The 16,526-nt window shown below is 70.4% G+C and carries 12 protein-coding genes; 6 read left to right on the top strand and 6 right to left on the bottom strand.

Features of this window, described 5'->3' with window-relative positions:
- Positions 1 to 50 precede the first annotated feature (50 nt).
- Complete coding sequence (pepN, locus tag ACH4RG_RS15540; RefSeq protein WP_397916871.1) at positions 51 to 2,627, bottom strand: aminopeptidase N; 2,577 nt, start codon at positions 2,625 to 2,627, stop codon at positions 51 to 53.
- Between the two features lie 103 nt (positions 2,628 to 2,730).
- Between pepN (ACH4RG_RS15540) and ACH4RG_RS15535 the strand changes: the two genes are divergently transcribed.
- Positions 2,731 to 2,955 carry a ribbon-helix-helix protein, CopG family gene (locus ACH4RG_RS15535; RefSeq protein WP_018959233.1) on the top strand — a complete coding sequence of 75 codons (225 nt, stop codon included), beginning with the start codon at positions 2,731 to 2,733 and terminating at the stop codon, positions 2,953 to 2,955.
- Positions 2,936 to 3,295 (top strand): type II toxin-antitoxin system PemK/MazF family toxin, encoded by a 360-nt coding sequence (locus ACH4RG_RS15530; RefSeq protein WP_397916870.1) that lies wholly within the window; start codon positions 2,936 to 2,938, stop codon positions 3,293 to 3,295. The genes ACH4RG_RS15535 and ACH4RG_RS15530 overlap by 20 nt, the downstream gene beginning before the upstream one ends.
- Positions 3,296 to 3,366: 71 nt before the next feature.
- On the opposite strand, the gene ACH4RG_RS15525 is transcribed toward ACH4RG_RS15530, so the two are convergent.
- The 4 genes from ACH4RG_RS15525 to pepN (ACH4RG_RS15510) all read right to left on the bottom strand — a co-directional run bounded on the left by ACH4RG_RS15525 (position 3,367) and on the right by pepN (ACH4RG_RS15510) (position 12,257).
- Positions 3,367 to 4,395, bottom strand: a complete 1,029-nt coding sequence (locus ACH4RG_RS15525; protein ID WP_398539659.1) for an aspartate-semialdehyde dehydrogenase — start codon at positions 4,393 to 4,395, stop codon at positions 3,367 to 3,369.
- 302 nt (positions 4,396 to 4,697) lie between these two features.
- The gene (locus ACH4RG_RS15520; RefSeq protein ID WP_397916868.1) at positions 4,698 to 8,006 is read right to left on the bottom strand and encodes a S8 family serine peptidase; all 3,309 of its coding nucleotides are present in this window, start codon (positions 8,004 to 8,006) and stop codon (positions 4,698 to 4,700) included.
- Positions 8,007 to 8,373: 367 nt separating this feature from the next.
- Positions 8,374 to 9,441: a hypothetical protein gene (locus tag ACH4RG_RS15515; protein WP_398539658.1), complete on the bottom strand. Its 1,068-nt coding sequence runs from the start codon at positions 9,439 to 9,441 to the stop codon at positions 8,374 to 8,376.
- A gap of 212 nt (positions 9,442 to 9,653) precedes the next feature.
- Entirely contained in the window at positions 9,654 to 12,257 is a 2,604-nt protein-coding gene (gene pepN / locus ACH4RG_RS15510; protein ID WP_398539657.1) for an aminopeptidase N, read from the bottom strand.
- 145 nt (positions 12,258 to 12,402) lie between these two features.
- Between pepN (ACH4RG_RS15510) and ACH4RG_RS15505 the strand changes: the two genes are divergently transcribed.
- From ACH4RG_RS15505 to ACH4RG_RS15495, 3 genes are all read left to right on the top strand, one after another.
- Positions 12,403 to 13,053: a DsbA family protein gene (locus ACH4RG_RS15505; protein WP_397916865.1), complete on the top strand. Its 651-nt coding sequence runs from the start codon at positions 12,403 to 12,405 to the stop codon at positions 13,051 to 13,053.
- A gap of 77 nt (positions 13,054 to 13,130) precedes the next feature.
- Positions 13,131 to 13,583 (top strand): GNAT family N-acetyltransferase, encoded by a 453-nt coding sequence (locus ACH4RG_RS15500; protein ID WP_397916864.1) that lies wholly within the window; start codon positions 13,131 to 13,133, stop codon positions 13,581 to 13,583.
- A 69-nt stretch (positions 13,584 to 13,652) separates the two neighbouring features.
- On the top strand, positions 13,653 to 14,003 hold the full coding sequence (locus ACH4RG_RS15495) for a VOC family protein (RefSeq protein WP_397916863.1): 351 nt from the start codon (positions 13,653 to 13,655) through the stop codon (positions 14,001 to 14,003).
- 75 nt (positions 14,004 to 14,078) lie between these two features.
- On the opposite strand, the gene ACH4RG_RS15490 is transcribed toward ACH4RG_RS15495, so the two are convergent.
- Positions 14,079 to 15,527 carry an NCS2 family permease gene (locus tag ACH4RG_RS15490; RefSeq protein WP_398160660.1) on the bottom strand — a complete coding sequence of 483 codons (1,449 nt, stop codon included), beginning with the start codon at positions 15,525 to 15,527 and terminating at the stop codon, positions 14,079 to 14,081.
- Positions 15,528 to 15,863: 336 nt separating this feature from the next.
- Here ACH4RG_RS15490 and ACH4RG_RS15485 point away from each other — a divergent pair, with 336 nt between their 5' ends.
- Positions 15,864 to 16,490 (top strand): XRE family transcriptional regulator, encoded by a 627-nt coding sequence (locus ACH4RG_RS15485; protein ID WP_397917235.1) that lies wholly within the window; start codon positions 15,864 to 15,866, stop codon positions 16,488 to 16,490.
- Positions 16,491 to 16,526 lie beyond the last annotated feature (36 nt).

The raw sequence follows: 16,526 nt of genomic DNA, 5'->3' as shown, positions 1-16,526 counted from the left end.
GCGACGTGTCCGCCGCGACGAAGAGGGCGCCCCCAGGGCCGTACGTGCCGCTACGCGGTGGCCGCCGCCGCGTCCGCCGCCCGGGCCTTCAGAGCGCGCTCCACACCGGACCGCGACTCCGACATCAGCCGGCGCAGGGCCGCGCTCGGCTCGGCCGAGTCCAGCCAGGCGTCCGTGGCGTCCAGCGTCTCCTGGGAGACCTGGAGGGCCGGGTAGAGGCCCACCGCGATCTGCTGGGCCATCTCGTGGCTGCGCGACTCCCAGACGTCCTTCACCGCGGCGAAGAACCTCTCCGTGTACGGGGCCAGCAGCTCGCGCTGGTCCGTCTGGACGAAGCCGCCGATGACCGCTTCCTGGAGCGAGTTGGGCAGCTTGTCGGACTCCACGACCGAGGCCCAGGCCTCGGCCTTGGCCTCCTGCGTGGGCTGGGCCGCCCGCGCGGAGGCCGCGTGGCGCTCGCCCGCCGCCGTCCTGTCGCGCTCGTACTCGGTGGCGATGTCCTCCTCGTCCAGCAGCCCGGTGGCCGCCAGCCGCTGCACGAACGCCCACCGCAGCTCGGTGTCGACGGCCAGGCCCTCGATGGTCTCCGTGCCGTCCAGCAGCGACTGGAGCAGGGCCAGCTGCTGCGGGTTGCGGGCGGTGGCCGCGAAGGCGCGGGCCCAGGCCAGCTGGTGGTCGCTGCCCGGCTCCGCCGCGTGCAGGTGCGCCAGCGTCGCGTCGGTCCACTGGTTGAGCGCGGTCTCACGGGCCTCCGGCGCCGCGTAGAGGTCGAGTGCCAGCTTCACCTGGCGGTGCAGCGACTGCACGACCCCGATGTCCGACTCCTTCCCGATGCCCGAGAGCACCAGGGCGAGGTAGTCGCGGGTGGCCAGCTCGCCGTCGCGCGTCATGTCCCAGGCCGAGGCCCAGCTCAGGGCGCGCGGCAGCGACTCGGTGAAGTCGCCCAGGTGCTCGGTGACGACCCGCAGCGACTCGGCGTCGAGGCGGACCTTCGCGTACGAGAGGTCGTCGTCGTTGAGCAGGACGACCGCCGGACGGGCCTTGCCCACCAGGGCGGGCACGTCGGTCCGCTCGCCGTCGACGTCCAGCTCGATCCGGTCGGTGCGCACCAGCTTGCCGGCCGCGTCGAGGTCATAGCAGCCGATGGCGATCCGGTGCGGGCGCAGCGTCGGCTCGCCCTTCGCGCCGGCGGGCAGCGCGGGGGCCTCCTGGAGCACGGTGAAGGAGGTGACGTGCCCGTCGGCGTCGGTCTCGATCTCCGGGCGCAGGATGTTGATGCCCGCCGTCTCCAGCCACGCCTTCGACCAGGTCTTCAGGTCGCGGCCGGAGGTCTTCTCCAGGGCGCCCAGCAGGTCGGAGAGGCGGGTGTTGCCGAAGGCGTGCGCCTTGAAGTACGCCTGCACGCCCTGGAAGAACGCGTCCTTGCCGACGTACGCCACGAGCTGCTTGAGCACGGACGCGCCCTTGGCGTACGTGATCCCGTCGAAGTTGACGAGGACGTCGTCCAGGTCCTGGATGTCCGCCATGATCGGGTGTGTGGAGGGCAGCTGGTCCTGCCGGTACGCCCAGGTCTTCATGGAGTTGGCGAACGTGGTCCAGGAGTGCGGCCACTTGGAGCCCGCCGCGTCCGCCTGGCAGGCGATAGAGGTGTAGGTGGCGAACGACTCGTTCAGCCAGAGGTCGTTCCACCACTCCATCGTCACGAGGTCGCCGAACCACATGTGGGCCAGCTCGTGCAGGATGGTCTCGGCCCGCACCTCGTACGCCGCGTCCGTCACCTTGGAGCGGAAGACGTACTGGTCGCGGATGGTGACCGCGCCCGCGTTCTCCATCGCGCCCGCGTTGAACTCGGGGACGAAGAGCTGGTCGTACTTGGCGAACGGGTACGCGTAGTCGAACTTCTCCTGGAACCACTCGAAGCCCTGCCGGGTGACGGCGAAGATGTCCTCCGCGTCCAGGTACTCCGCCAGCGAGGGGCGGCAGTAGATGCCGAGCGGGACGGACTGGCCGTCCTTCTCGTAGCTGCTGTGCACCGCGTGGTACGGGCCCACGATGAGGGCCGTGATGTACGTGGAGATGCGCGGCGTCGGCTCGAAGGCCCAGACGTCGTCTTTCGGCTCCGGCGTCGGGGAGTTCGAGATGACGGTCCAGCCGGACGGGGCCTTCACGGTGAACGCGAAGGTCGCCTTCAGGTCGGGCTGCTCGAACGAGGCGAAGACGCGGCGCGCGTCCGGGACCTCGAACTGCGTGTACAGATAGGCCTGCTCGTCGACCGGGTCGACGAACCGGTGCAGCCCCTCACCGGTGTTGGTGTACGAGCAGTCGGCTACGACCTTCAGCTCGTTGGCTCCCTCCCGCAGGTGCGGCAGGGCGATCCGCGCGTCGCGGAACACGGCGGCCACGTCCAGGTCCTTGCCGTTCAGCACCACGTCGTGGACGGCCGGGGCGACCAGGTCGATGAACGACTCCGCACCCGCCTCCGCGCAGTCGAAGCGCACGGTGGTCACGGACCGGTAGGTGCCGCCCTCCTGCGCTCCGGAGAGGTCGAGATCGATCTCGTACGCGTCCACGGTCAGCAGGCGCGCCCGCTCCTGCGCCTCTTCGCGGGTCAGATTCGTGCCAGGCACGCGGCCATCTCCTTCGATAGTGACGTTTCGGATCATCCTTCCATGTCCGGCCCCGCCCGACGGTGGGTAGCGCTCTCCTTCCTACTCGGGTAGGATCGTCGGTATGAAGATTAGCGTGAGTCTGCCGCAGGAGGATGTCGCCTTCGTCGACGAGTACGCGACGAAGACCGAAGCGGATTCTCGGTCCGCTGTCATACACGCCGCCATCGAGCTGTTGCGCACCGCAGGTCTCGAAGACGAGTACACAGAGGCGTTCCAGGAGTGGGACGCCAGCGAGGACGCCGCTCTCTGGGACCGCACCGTGGCCGATGGGCTCACCGATGCGTAGGGGTGACATCCACCTCGTGGACCTGGAACCTGCGCGGGGGAGCGAAGCCAACAAGGTGCGCCCGGCAGTGATCGTTTCCAACAACGCCGCCAACCGGTCGGTCGAGCTGACCGGCAGGGGCGTTGTCGCCGTGGTCCCCCTGACCTCGAACACCTCGCGGATCCTCAGCTTCCAGGTCCTTCTCGCAGCGAAAGAGAGCCACCTTCCGCAGAACTCCAAGGTCCAGTGCGAACAGATCCGGGCAGTCTCCCCCGACCGGGTACTGAAGCGCATCGGTGAGGTCCCCCGCCAGCGCATGGCCGAGATCGACGCGGCCCTCCGCCGCCACCTCGCGCTCTGAGCCCGAGCAGGCGAAGGGGCGGCCACCGATCACCGGTGGCCGCCCCTTCCCCGTACGCGTGACGCCGCGGGTCAGCCCTTCAGCTCGGCCGCCACCAGTTCCGCGATCTGCACGGCGTTCAGCGCGGCGCCCTTGCGGAGGTTGTCGTTGGAGACGAACAGCGCGAGGCCGTTGTCCACCGTCTCGTCGACCCGGATACGGCCCACGAAGGAGGCGTCCTTGCCGGCTGCCTGGAGCGGGGTCGGGATCTCCGAGAGCTCGACGCCCTCGGCGTCCTTCAGCAGCTCCAGGGCGCGCTCGACGCCGATCGGACGGGTGAAGCGGGCGTTGATCTGGAGCGAGTGGCCGGAGAAGACCGGGACCCGGACGCAGGTGCCGGACACCTTCAGCTCCGGGATCTCCAGGATCTTGCGGGACTCGTTGCGGAGCTTCTGCTCCTCGTCCGTCTCGAACGAACCGTCGTCCACGATGGAGCCCGCCAGCGGCAGCACGTTGAAGGCGATCGGGCGCTTGTAGACGGTCGGCTCGGGGAAGTCCACGGCCTCGCCGTCGTGGACCAGCTTCTCGGCCTCGGCGACGACCTTGGCCGCCTGGCCGTGCAGCTCGGCCACACCGGCGACGCCGGAGCCGGACACGGCCTGGTAGGTGGCGACGGTCAGCGCTTCGAGACCGGCCTCGTCGTGCAGCGGGCGCAGCACGGGCATCGCGGCCATCGTCGTGCAGTTCGGGTTGGCGATGATCCCCTTCGGGCGGACCCGGGCCGCGTGCGGGTTGACCTCGGAGACGACGAGGGGGACCTCGGGGTCCTTGCGCCAGGCGGAGGAGTTGTCGATCACCACGGCGCCCTGGGCGGCGACCTTCTCGGCCAGCGCCTTCGACGTCGCCCCGCCGGCGGAGAACAGCACGATGTCCAGGCCCGTGTAGTCGGCCGCGGAGGCGTCCTCGACGGTGACGCCGGAGCCCTTGAAGTCGATCGTGGAGCCCGCGGACCGGGCCGAGGCGAACAGCCGCAGCTCGTCGACCGGGAAGTCCCGCTCGGCCAGGATCCTGAGCATGACTGTGCCGACCTGACCGGTGGCGCCGACGATTCCGACCTTCACGAGGACTCCTCTGTTCTGCACGTCCGGCGGCTGCCCGCCCGTGCGGCTGTGCGGCCCGTTTGCCGCTCCATGATGCGTATGTCCTGGCCCGCCTTGTCCAATCCATTGTCCGACCTGCGGACTCTTCGCGCGAGAACCGCAGATTCTGCAACCTCCGCGCGTACGGGGGGAAACATCTGCGGCGGCGGCCCGGGGGTGTGACGAGGAACACGCGCAGCGGGGCGGGTGCCCGTGAGAGCGCCCGCCCCGCCGTCGTGCCGATGGGGTCCGTCAGGGCCCCGGGGGACCCGTTACTGGATCCGCTACGGCGTGACCTTCTCGATCACGACGCTGCCGGTGCCCGCGGCGGTGCCGCGCGGGTTGACCAGCTTGACCTCGCCGAAGAACTGACGGCCCTCGGGAGCCGCCCCGGCGACCACGACCTCGGCGCCGACCTGGGCCGACGCGCCGTTGGCCAGGTTCACGGCCTTGGCGGAGTCGACCTTGATCGTGCCGAGCGACGCCGAGTAGTAGACGTCGCGGTAGTCGTACGTGGTGGTCCCGGACGGGACCGAGTAGCCGTCCACGACGACCGTGTACGTGCCCGCGGCGGGCTTGACCAGGCTGACCGACTCCTCGGAACCGGCGGAGGTCGAGCTGCCGACCTGCGTGGCGCCCCGGAAGACGAGCAGGTCGATGTCCGCGTTGGCGTCCGAGGTGCCGCCGACGGCGATGTCGAGCTTCTCGACACCCGCGCCGATGGTGACCGTGGTCTCACGGGTCTGGCCCGTCGAGATCGACGGCTTCGCCACCTTGGCCGAGCCCAGCGAGCCGCCCTGGAGCTTGCCCTGGAGCGCGGCGGCACCGTTGGTGACCGTCCAGTTCACCGGGGCGGGAGCGCCGATCTTCGCCTCGGCGATGGTCTGCACCGCCGGGTCGAAGGTCGCGCCGAGCAGCGAGACGTCCAGCTTGTACGGGTTGTCCAGCAGCGGCGACGTACGACGCGCCTCGACCTCGATCTCCCACACGCCGGGCTGCGGGTCCTTGTAGGAACGCGCGTCCGGGCGGCAGGTGTTGGCCGGGTTCTCGTAGTTCGGGTAGCAGTTGATCGTGGAGGTCGGGTCGACCGGCGTCCCGTACGGGTGCAGGGAGACGAACCGGGTCTGGCTGCCCGAGCGCAGGGCGCTGAGGGCGACCTCGAGGGTCTTCGCGCCCTCCGGCACGTTGACGAAGTACGACGTGGTGCCGTTGCGCTGGACCGAGCCGGACGCCTTGTAGGCGTAACCGGGCTGCCGCAGCTCGTGGGCGACGACGACCGTGGTCATGATCTGGTGGTCCACGCCGGAGGTCTTCTTGTCGTCGACCCGCAGGATGGCGCTGTGGACGCCGGCGGACTTCGCCTTCGCCCTGACCTTGAGCTTGACCGGCGTGTCGAGCGGCAGCGAGACGTACCGGGGGCTGCTGAGCTCGAAGGTGCCGTCGTTGTTCTTCCAGGACAGCTTGTGCTGGACGTTGCGGTCCGGGCCCGTGGTGCGGGTGACGACGACGTCGTAGACCTTGGTCTCGCCGGTCTTCAGGCCGCCCTCGCGGTCGTAGAGGCCGGTGCCGAAGCCCGGGTCCTTGAGTGCGAAGTCGATCGCGGTGTCGACCGGGGCCTTCACCGAGAACTCGTGGGCGGGCTTGCCCTGCTTGGCGATCTGCTTCCACGCCTTGACGATGTTGATCAGACCGGAGCCCTGGACGTGCGCGGGCACGTCCTTGATGTGGCCCGCGGTGCTGGTCAGCGCCGAGCGCAGGTCGGCCGGGGGAAGCTCGATGTCCTTCTGCTTCGCGGCCGACAGCAGCAGCGCGGCGGCGCCCGCCGCCTGCGGGGAGGCCATCGAGGTGCCCTGGAGCATGGAGTAGCCGGCCGGCAGGTCGTAACCCGCCTCCTTGACCGGGCCGCCCGGCGCCCAGGTCTGGGTGGTGTTGATGGACGCACCCGGCGCCGAGATGATCGGCGTGAAGCCGCCGTCCTCACGCGGACCGCGCGAGGAGAAGGGCAGCATGTCGTACTTCTTGGTGACGTTGGAGCCGTAGTTGGCCGCCCACGTCTCCTTGGAGATCGACGCGCCGACCGAGATCACGTGGTCGGCGAGCGACGGGTCCCCGATGGTGTTGAGCCCCGGGCCGCTGTTGCCGGCCGAGATGACCAGCTGGACGCCGTAGATGTCGACGAGCCGCTTGTAGAGCTCGGCGCGCGCGTTGTTGCCGTCGTTCAGCGGCGGCAGGCCGCCGATCGACATGTTGACGATGTCGACGCCGCGGTTGACGACGAGGTCGATCATGCCCTCGGTCAGCGCGATGTTGGTGCAGCCGCCGGACCAGGTGCAGGCACGGGAGGAGACGATCTTGGCACCGGGGGCGGCGCCGTTCATCTCGCCGCCGAACAGCCCGTTGGCCGCGGTGATCCCCGCGACGTGCGTGCCGTGCGAGCCCTCGATGACGCCGATGTTGACGAAGTCGGCCTTCGCGCCCGAGGAGTCGAGGACGACGTTCTTACGGGTCTCGACGACGAACGGGATGCGCTCGACGACCTGGGTGCGCGGGTCGTCCTCACCGAAGTAGGAGACCTGGAACTTCTCCTTGTACGGCTTGAGGACCTTGTCGTCGGAGAAGTCCGCGTTGTTGTTCAGGTCGACCCGGGTGGTGCCGGTGACCGGGTCGTACAGCACGCCCCAGACGTCGGTGGTGTCACCGTCGCGGTTGAGGTCGCCCGCCATCTCGCCACCGGTGGTGGCCGCCTCGGCGAACGTGGCGAACTTGTAGCTGCCCGCCGGCGCCGAGTAGGTCTTCCCGCCGGACGTGAACGTCGGGCCGGCCACCGACGCGGACATCTCCAGCCAGGTGCCGTCGCCGTCGCTCACCGGGTCGGTCGCGGTCACCCAGTCGACGATCTTGCGCTCGCCGGTGGTGGTCTTCTTCAGGGCCGGGTGACCGAGGTCGACACCGGAGTCCAGGACGCCGATGGTGATCCCGCGGCCGTCGGCCGTCGGGTGCTTCTCGACGAAGTCGACCGCGCCCGTCTCGAACGACGGGTTGTACGGGTTCTTCGCCGGGGTCTTCTTGTTCGGCGCCGCGTAACTGCCCGTGGCCTTCGGCTGCTTCGCTCCGGCGGCCCGGTCGCCCTTGGGCGTCGGGTCGTCCAGCTTGATCTCCTGCTTGAGATCGATGCCGAGGACGGAGGAGAGCTTGGAGGCCGCCTTGATGGTGGACTCGGCGCTCTTCGTCGGAACCGTCGCCCGGACGTAGCCGAGCTTGTCGTAGGTCTGGCCGAGCACGGAGCCCTCGACGGCGTCCAGCTGCTTGCTGACCTGCTCGGTCGCCCCCGGGGTGGTGGCGACCATCATGGTGACGCTCTTCTCGCCCTTGGCCTCGGCCTTCGCCAGGACATCGGCGTCGGCCTTGCCGAGCTTGTCGCCCCGGTCGCTCGTGGCGGCCGGTTTGACGGGTGCCGGTGCCGGGTCCTCGGCGGCGAACGCCGGTGCGGCGCCGGAGGCGGCGAGTGCGGCCGCCAGTCCGGCAGCGGCCGCGATACGCGCCGCGCGTCTGGCCCCGGGTATGGAGCTGGGGGATTCCTTGGTCATCAGCATCCCTGTAATTGAAAGAGAGAGTCCGGAATTCGGTACCGGATGACCGCTCAGCCTGTCGTAAATGACAGGGGTTTGTGGAGAGTTGACGGAGGTGAGTCAGGGACATGGCATAGATCCGCCACGGGGCGCGATGTGCCACGCGGGATGAATGAGGCCAAACGGTGCGGCCGTGACGCCTGGCGACGCGGGTGGCGGCGGCTGTGGTCCGGACCAGACGCGTCGGTGGCCGAGACAGGGCGGGTCGGTGGCCGAGGCCGGACGGGCCGGTGGCCGACGGCGTACGGGTCGGTGGCCGAGGCCCGACGGGTCGGCGGCCGACGGCGTACGGGTCGGTGGCCGGGAACAGCCGTGGGCCCGGGGGCCCCTCTCAGCGCGGCAGCACCATCACGTACGCCGCCGGCTCCCGGTCCGCCGCCGCCATCAGCGCCGTCCGTACCACCGTCGCCTGCTGGTCCGCCGCCTCGCGCAGCTTCCTCGGCGAGAGGTGGACGACCGTGATCCCGAGCCGTTCCAGATGCTCCCGCTTCGCGGCGTGCGAGGACCACTGCGGGTCCGCTTCCGCCCGGCCCCTCAGCCTCGGCACGCCGTACCGGGGCGCCCGGGCGTCCAGCTCCACCGCCACGGCCTGGTCGGGCCAGTAGGCGTCGACCCCGCCGAGCCGGGGCCCGCCCGGCAGCCGCAGCTCCACGTTCCACAGCGGCTCCGGCAGCCCGTGCTTGCGCACCATCGCGTACAGCCGCTCCTCCGCCACCGCCCGCCCCTCGGCCAGCAGCGCATCGACCGCACCCACCACGGCGGGCCGCCCCAGCAGCTTCGCCTCACTCAACTCCCTTACCAAGGCCGCCGGTTCGCAGTGCCCGTCGCGTACCGCCTCGGTCAGCAGCCGCCGGACGACGCCCGCGTCGGCCGTCCCCGCGACCGCGTCCGCCAGGGCCCGCTCCACCGGGGCGACGGGCACCTCGCCCACCCGCACCGGGTGCGGCATCGAGGCGGTCCGCAGCACCTCCACGAACCGGGTGGACCGCAGCCGCCGGGTGCGCGGGACCAGCACGTCGATCCGGTGCAGCGTCTCCACGTCCCCGGCCGCGGCGAAGCCGTGCAGCGCGAGCGCGGCCACCCCGGTGAGCATCGACGCGCCGTACCCCGTGTCCGCGGGGTCCGCCGGAGCGACGCGCCGCGCGGAGGCCGTCGGACGCCCCGCGTAGAGCAGCGCCCCGCGCAGCCGCTCCCGGCCGGTGGGCGGGGCCGGGCGCAGCAGATAGACCCCCGGCAGCAGGTGCTGCCAGGGGCCACCGGGCAGGCACTGGGCGGACGTCTGCGCGGCGGACACACCCCGCGCCCTCAACTGGGCGGCGGACAGGACACGGTGCGTGACGTCCTCGGAGTGAGGGGGGAGGCCGGGGAGACGGGGGGAGAGCGGGGCGTTCTGGGTCATGTCCCGGGGTTTCCCGCCCGTGGAGGGGGCCCTAACCCCTGTTACACGCCCGTCGACAATCCCGGACAACGCCGTCCTAAAGTACGGACGTTCGACAACCGAAAAGGGCTGTCACGCCGGGAATCGGGGGAGGGGCGTCCCGGGCGGGTGTACGAGCGCCGCTTTCACGCCGCACGCGCGCCCCGCCCGCGCGCCCCCTCGTCCGTGGCTGCTCAGCCGGCGGACCGGTCGCACTCCTGGCCGCGCAGCGCCCGCGCGAGATCGTCCCGGGCCTCCAGCACCAGCCGCCGCAGCGCCGGGGCGGCGTCCTCGTGCTCGCCCAGCCAGGCGTCGGTCGCCGCGAGGGTCGCGGGGCTGTCCTGGAGGCCGGGGAACATCCCCCGCACCACGTGCATGCCGATCTGGATGGACCGCTCCGCCCAGATCCGCTCGATCACCTCGAAGTACCGGCTCGTGTACGGCGCGAGCAGCTCCCGCTGGGAGGGCTGTCCGAAGCCGGAGATCGTCGCCTCCACCAGCGCGTTGGACAGCTTGTCCGACTCCACGACCGCCGCCCACGCCTGCGCCTTGACCGCCTCCGAGGGGCGCGAGGCCAGGCACCGTACGTGGTGGCGCTTGCCGGAGGCCGTGTCGTCGCGGGCCAGCTCGGCGTCGATCGCCGCCTCGTTCGCCACCCCGTGCGAGGCCAGCGGGGAGAGGAAGGACCAGCGGAGCTCCTGGTCGACGTCGAGACCGTCGATCCGGGCCGAGCCCTCCAGCAGCCCGCCCAGCAGCTGGAAGTCCTCCGCGGACGAGGCGACCGCCGCGAAGAAGCGGGCCCAGGTCAGCTGGTGCTGGCTGCCCGGCTCGGCGCTCCGGAGCTCGCGCAGCGCGCCGTCGGCCAGCGCCCGGCCGCCCTCCTCGCGCCAGTCGGGGGCCACGTAGTGGACCAGCGCGGACTGCGCCCAGGCGTGCAGCATCTGGAGGACGCCGATGTCGCTCTCCCGCCCCGCGTGCGTCAGTACCAGCGCGACGAAGTCGCGGGCCGGCAGAGCCGCGTCCCGGGTCAGGTTCCACAGGGCCGACCAGCACAGGGCGCGGGCCAGCGGGTCCGTGATCTCGCCCAGGTGGTCGCGCAGCGTGGCCAGCGACCCCTCGTCGAAGCGGACCTTGCAGTACGTGAGGTCGTCGTCGTTGACCAGGATCAGATCGGGCCGCTCGGAGCCGGCGAGGGCCTCCACCACACTCCGCTCACCGGCCACGTCCACCTCGGCGCGCGCGTAACGCGTCAGCTCGCCCTCCGGCGTACGCCGGTACAGGCCGACCGCGACGCGGTGCGGGCGCAGCTCCGGGTGCGAGGCGGCGGCCTCCTGGACGACGGCCAGCTCGGCCAGCCCCCCGTCCGCGTCGTACGTCGGCACGGAGGTGAGCACGTTGACGCCCGCCGTCTGGAGCCACGAGCGCGACCAGGCCGTCATGTCGCGGCCGGACGTCTCGGCCAGCACCGACAGCAGGTCGCCCAGGCGCGTGTTGCCGTAGGCGTGGCTCTTGAAGTAGCGCCGGGCGCCTTCGAGGAACGCGTCGCGCCCCACGTACGCCACCAGCTGCTTGAGCACGGAGGCGCCCTTGGCGTACGTGATCCCGTCGAAGTTCAGCTTGGCGTCCTCCAGGTCACGGATGTCCGCCGTGATGGGGTGCGTGGAGGGCAGCTGGTCGGCGCGGTAGGCCCACGCCTTGCGGTTGTTGGCGAAGGTGATCCAGCCGTTGGTGAAGCGGGTCGCCTCGACCATCGAGAAGGAGCCCATGAAGTCCGCGAAGGACTCCTTCAGCCACAGGTCGTCCCACCACTCCATGGTGACCAGGTCGCCGAACCACATGTGCGCCATCTCGTGCAGGATGACGTTGGCACGCCGCTCGTAGGCGGCCGAGGTGACCTTGCCGCGGTAGATGTACTCCTCGCGGAAGGTGACCATGCCCGGGTTCTCCATGGCGCCGAGGTTGTACTCGGGCACGAACGCCTGGTCGTACTTCCCGAAGGGGTACGGGTAGTCGAAGTGGTCGTGGAAGAAGTCCAGGCCCTGCTTGGTGATCAGGAAGACGTCGTCCGCGTCGAAGTGCTTCGCGAGCCCCTTGCGGCACATCGCGCCGAGCGGGATCTCCAGCGTGGTGCCGTCATCGAACGTACGGCTGTAGTGATCGCTGACGTAGTGGTACGGGCCGGCGACGACGGCCGTGATGTACGTGGAGATCGGCTGCGTCTCGGCGAAGGTCCACACCCCGTCCTTCTCCGACTCCTCGGCCCCGTTGGACCAGACCCGCCAGCCGGCGGGGGCGGCCACCCGGAAGCGGTAGGGCGCCTTGAGGTCGGGCTGCTCGAAGTTGGCGAAGACCCGGCGGGCGTCGGCCGGCTCGTACTGCGTGTAGAGGTAGACCTCGCCGTCCTCCGGGTCGACGAAGCGGTGCATGCCCTCGCCGGTCCGGCTGTACGCGCAGCGGGCGTCGACCACGAGGACGTTCTCGCCCTCGACGAGCCCGTCCAGCGCCACCCGCGTCCCGTCGAACACGACGGCCGGGTCGAGGGCCGTCCCGTTCAGCGTCACCGCGTCCACACCCGGGGCCACCAGGTCGGCGAAGGTCGAGGCGCCCGCCCGGGCGGAGCGGAACCGGATCGTGGTGAGCGACCGGAACGTCCGCGGACCGGACTCCCCGTCGCCCCCGTCGGCCCCCTCGGGCTCGCCGACGGCGGACCGCAGGTCGAGTTCGACCTCGTATCCGTCGACGGTCAGCAGCTCGGCCCTCTTCTGGGCCTCGTCGCGGGACAGGTTTTCACCGGGCACGGGCACTCCTTCGTGACGCGCGTTATGTGTCGTGTTCGAACCCATTGATCCTTGCACGCGCCTTCTCGGGGCCGCATGCAGGGAATGGCCGCCCGTCCGGAGGCGTTCTCGCCCGCAGATGTCACACGCCCTTCTGAGGAGAGACATGTCCGAGAACACCCCGGCCAACGGCAAGACCCCGGTCGACTTCTGGTTCGATCCGCTCTGCCCCTGGGCGTGGATGACCTCGCGCTGGATGCTGGAAGTGGAGAAGGTCCGCGACGTGGAGGTCCGCTGGCACGTGATGAGCCTGGCCGTCCTGAACGAGGACAAGCTGGACGAGCTGCCGGAGGAGTACCGCGACCTCCTGGAGAACAAGGCCTGGGGCCCGGTCCGGGTCGTCGTCGCCGCCCGGCAGCTCCACGGCGACGCGGTCGTCGGCCCCCTCTACACCGCACTCGGCACCCGCTTCCACAACAACGGCGAGGGCCCCACCCGCGAGGCGGTGGCCGCCGCGCTGAAGGACGTCGGCCTGCCCGCCGACCTCGCGGACTACGCCGACTCCGACCGGTACGACACCGAGCTGCGCGCCTCCCACAAGGAGGGCATCGACAAGGTCGGCCAGGAGGTCGGCACCCCGGTCATCGCCGTTCCCGGCGCGGACGGCGAGCAGATCGCCTTCTTCGGCCCGGTCGTCACCCCCGCCCCCAAGGGCGAGGACGCGGCGAAGCTCTGGGACGGCACGCTGCTGGTCGCCTCCATCCCGGGCTTCTACGAGATCAAGCGGACCCGGACGCAGGGCCCGATCTTCGACTGACGTCGGCCGGGTCCGTCGCCGCGCGCACCCACGCACGTCCGTGGCCGCGCGTATCCGTACGGGGGAAGATGACCTCTATGCGGATACGCGCGGGCGAGGCGGCCGAAGCCGCCGCACTGACCGAACTGGCCCTCCGGTCGAAGGGCCACTGGGGGTACGACGCGGAGTTCCTGGCCGCCTGCCGCGAGGAGTTGACGGTCCACCCCGCGGATGTGGCGGCCCGGCGGACGGCGGTGGCCGAGGAGGACGGCCGGGTCCTGGGCTTCACCACCCTGGACGGAGAGCCGCCGAGGGGCGCGCTCGGCATGATGTTCGTCGAACCGGACGCCATCGGCAGGGGGGTCGGGCGACGGCTGTTCGCCCACACCATGGACGAGGCCCGCCGCCTGGGCTTCACCCGCCTCACCATCGACGCCGACCCGAACGCGGAGCGCTTCTACCGGGCCATGGGCGCGGTCCGGATCGGCGTCACCCCGTCCGGCTCCATCCCGGGCCGCGAACTCCCGCTGCTGGAGATCGCGCCGGCCTGAGGCGGGCCGACAACGGGCCGAGGGCCGACCTCCGGCCCGTTGTCGGTGGTGGGTCGTACGGTGAGAGGCATGCGTATCTCACCGGAAATGATCACGATCGACTGTGCCGACCCCCAGGCCCTGGCCGGCTGGTGGGCCGAGGCGCTGGGCGTCGAGGAGACGCCGCAGGACTACGACGCGTTCGTCGTCCTCGCGGCGACCCCGCTGGTCCTCGGCTTCCAGCGGGTGCCCGAGGCCAAGGCCGCCAAGAACCGGGTGCACATCGACTTCTCCTCACCCGACCGCCCGGCAGACGTGGAGCGCCTGGCGAAGCTGGGCGCGACCGTCGTCGGCGAGCAGTCGATGCAGGGCATGTCCTGGACGGTCCTCAGGGATCCGGAGGGCAACGAGTTCTGCCTCGCCGACGCCGGAAGCCACTGACCCGGAAGCCGCCAACGACCCGGAAGCCACTGACCCGGAAGCCACTGACCCGGAGGTCACCGGCGCTGGGCTCCGCTACTTGAGCCCGAGGACCTGCTCCAGCGGGTCGATGATGAAGTAGACCAGGAAGAGCGCGGCGGTGCCCCACAGCAGCCAGTGGACTTCGCGAGCCTTGCCCAGGCACGCCTTGATGACCACGTAGGCCACGAAGCCGGCGCCGATGCCGTTGGTGATGGAGTAGGTGAACGGCATGACGACGATGGTGAGGAAGGCCGGGATGGCGACGTCGTAGCGGTCCCAGTCGATGTGCTTGACCTGGGTCATCATCAGGAACCCGACCACGACGAGTGCGGGCGCCGCCGCCTGCATCGGCACGATCGTCAGGACGGGCGTGAGGAAGAGGGCGAGCGCGAACAGTCCACCGGTGATCACGTTGGCGAAGCCGGTGCGGGCGCCTTCGCCGACACCCGCGGCGGACTCGATGTACGTGGTGGCCGAGGACGAGGACGCGGCGCCACCGGCGACGGCGGCGGCGCCGTCGATGAGCAGGACGCGGCCGAGGCCGGGCACCTGACCCCGCTCGTCGAGGAGTCCGGCCTCCGCCGTGACACCGACGACCGTGCCCATCGTGTCGAAGAAGTCGGACAGGATGAGCGTGAAGATGAGCAGGACGACCGTCAACACGCCGACCTGGCCGAACGAACCGAACAGGTCGAACTGGCCCAGCAGCCCGAAGTCGGGTGCGGCGACCGGGTTGCTGGGAATCGAGGGCGAGGTCAGGCCCCAGGACTTGATGCGGGCGACCTCGTTGATGACGATGGCGACGACGGTCATCAGGACGATGCTGATGAGGATCGCGCCCTTGACCTTCCGGGCGACCAGAACGATCGTCAGGAGCACGCCGAGGCAGAAGACGAGCATCGGCCAGCCGGTGAGCGTGCCGGTGCCGAGCTGGACCGGCACGGTGGATTCCGCGACGTCGGGGATGCGGGTGACGAATCCGGCGTCCACGAAGCCGATGAAGGCGATGAACAGCCCGATGCCGACGCTGATGGCTTGCTTGAGGGGTTGCGGAATGGCGTGCATGATCGCCTCGCGCAGCCCGGTCACCACCAGAACACAGATCAGCAGCCCTTCGAGCACGATGAGGCCCATCGCGTCGTCCCAGCTCATCAGGGGAGCGATCTGGTAGGCGACGACGGCGTTGATGCCCAGACCCGCCGCCAGGGCCAGCGGGAGATTGCCGCCCACACCCATGATCAGCGTCATCACCGCCGCGACCAGAGCGGTGGCGGTGACCAGCTGCACGTTGTCCAGCTGCTTGCCGAACTTGTCCTCGGCCCCGCCGAGGATGATCGGGTTGAGCACCAGGATGTATGCCATCGTGAAGAACGTGGCGAATCCGCCGCGTATCTCCTGGAGGTACGTCGAACCGCGTTCACTGATGCGGAAGAACCGGTCGACGGCGCCCCCCGATCCGTCCGGTTTCGCGTCGGGCGGCGGGTTGGTCGTACTGGGGTGCATGACGGAGTCTCCTGAGCCTGCGAATGATGGGGAAGGGGGTTTTCGCCGGTGCTGCCCGATGTGGGTTGCAGGCGCTGTGCGAACGCACATGCGGCACCGTGCGAGCGGATCATACGCGGCAGCGGACGGACCGCAACTACCCGCGTAGAGCGTGTAGTTGGTCCCCTTTCGGCCCTGTGGCTTCCTACGGAATCAGCGGTGACCTTTTCCGCCAAACCGGCAGGCAGCCGACAGCGGGTATGGAATTGGCGGTGACAGCTCCCCTACGCTCCGTATGTGCACCCACCACTCCCCTTCAACGCGCGGGCAGCGCGCGCCTTGCGCGAGAAACTCGGGATGGCACCCGGTCATGTCGCCTACGGCATGCGCGCGTCCTTCGGCACGTCACACGTCGGGCCCGAGCATGTGATCGCGTGGGAGCGCGGAACCCATGTGCCGGACCCAACGGAATTCACCGCTCTGGCGGGCGCGTTGTGGTGCCGGCCCAGTGAACTCATGGGCCACCCGCGCACCTTGCTGGAGCACCGCATAGCGCGTGGCGTCCCGGCCGAGGAGGTCGCGCGCGCCACCGGTCTCACCCTCGACGCCTATCTGTCCATGGAGGAGGCCGGTCTGTGGGCCGGTGACAAACGGCAGTCCGTCAAGCTCGGCGAGGTCCTCGATCTCCCCCCGCGCGACTTCATCGCCATCACCAGGCTGGAGGAGGAGCTGGCCCGCCTCCTCACCGAGGCGGTCTCCACGCGCTGGCAGGCGCACATCCGCGACATCGCCAAGCTCGTCTCCATGGAGCGCCGCGACCTGAAGAGCCCCCTGTCCGCCATGCACCAGGAGTACCAGGGCCTCATGGCGGCCACCTTGAGCCGGGCCGGCGGCACCACGGCGTCCGGCGAGGACGGGCGCCGCTACGTCGAGAACATCGTCGACCACTTCTGGAGCCGGCTGCCGGGATCCTCCCGGGACTGACCCGACGGGGCTCGCGCGACCCGCCGGGCCCCACCG

Source organism: Streptomyces sp. NPDC021019 (assembly GCF_044333295.1).
Classification (GTDB): domain Bacteria; phylum Actinomycetota; class Actinomycetes; order Streptomycetales; family Streptomycetaceae; genus Streptomyces.
The sequence above is the reverse complement of the archived record's forward strand: the minus strand, read 5'-3'. Positions and strand labels throughout refer to the sequence as shown.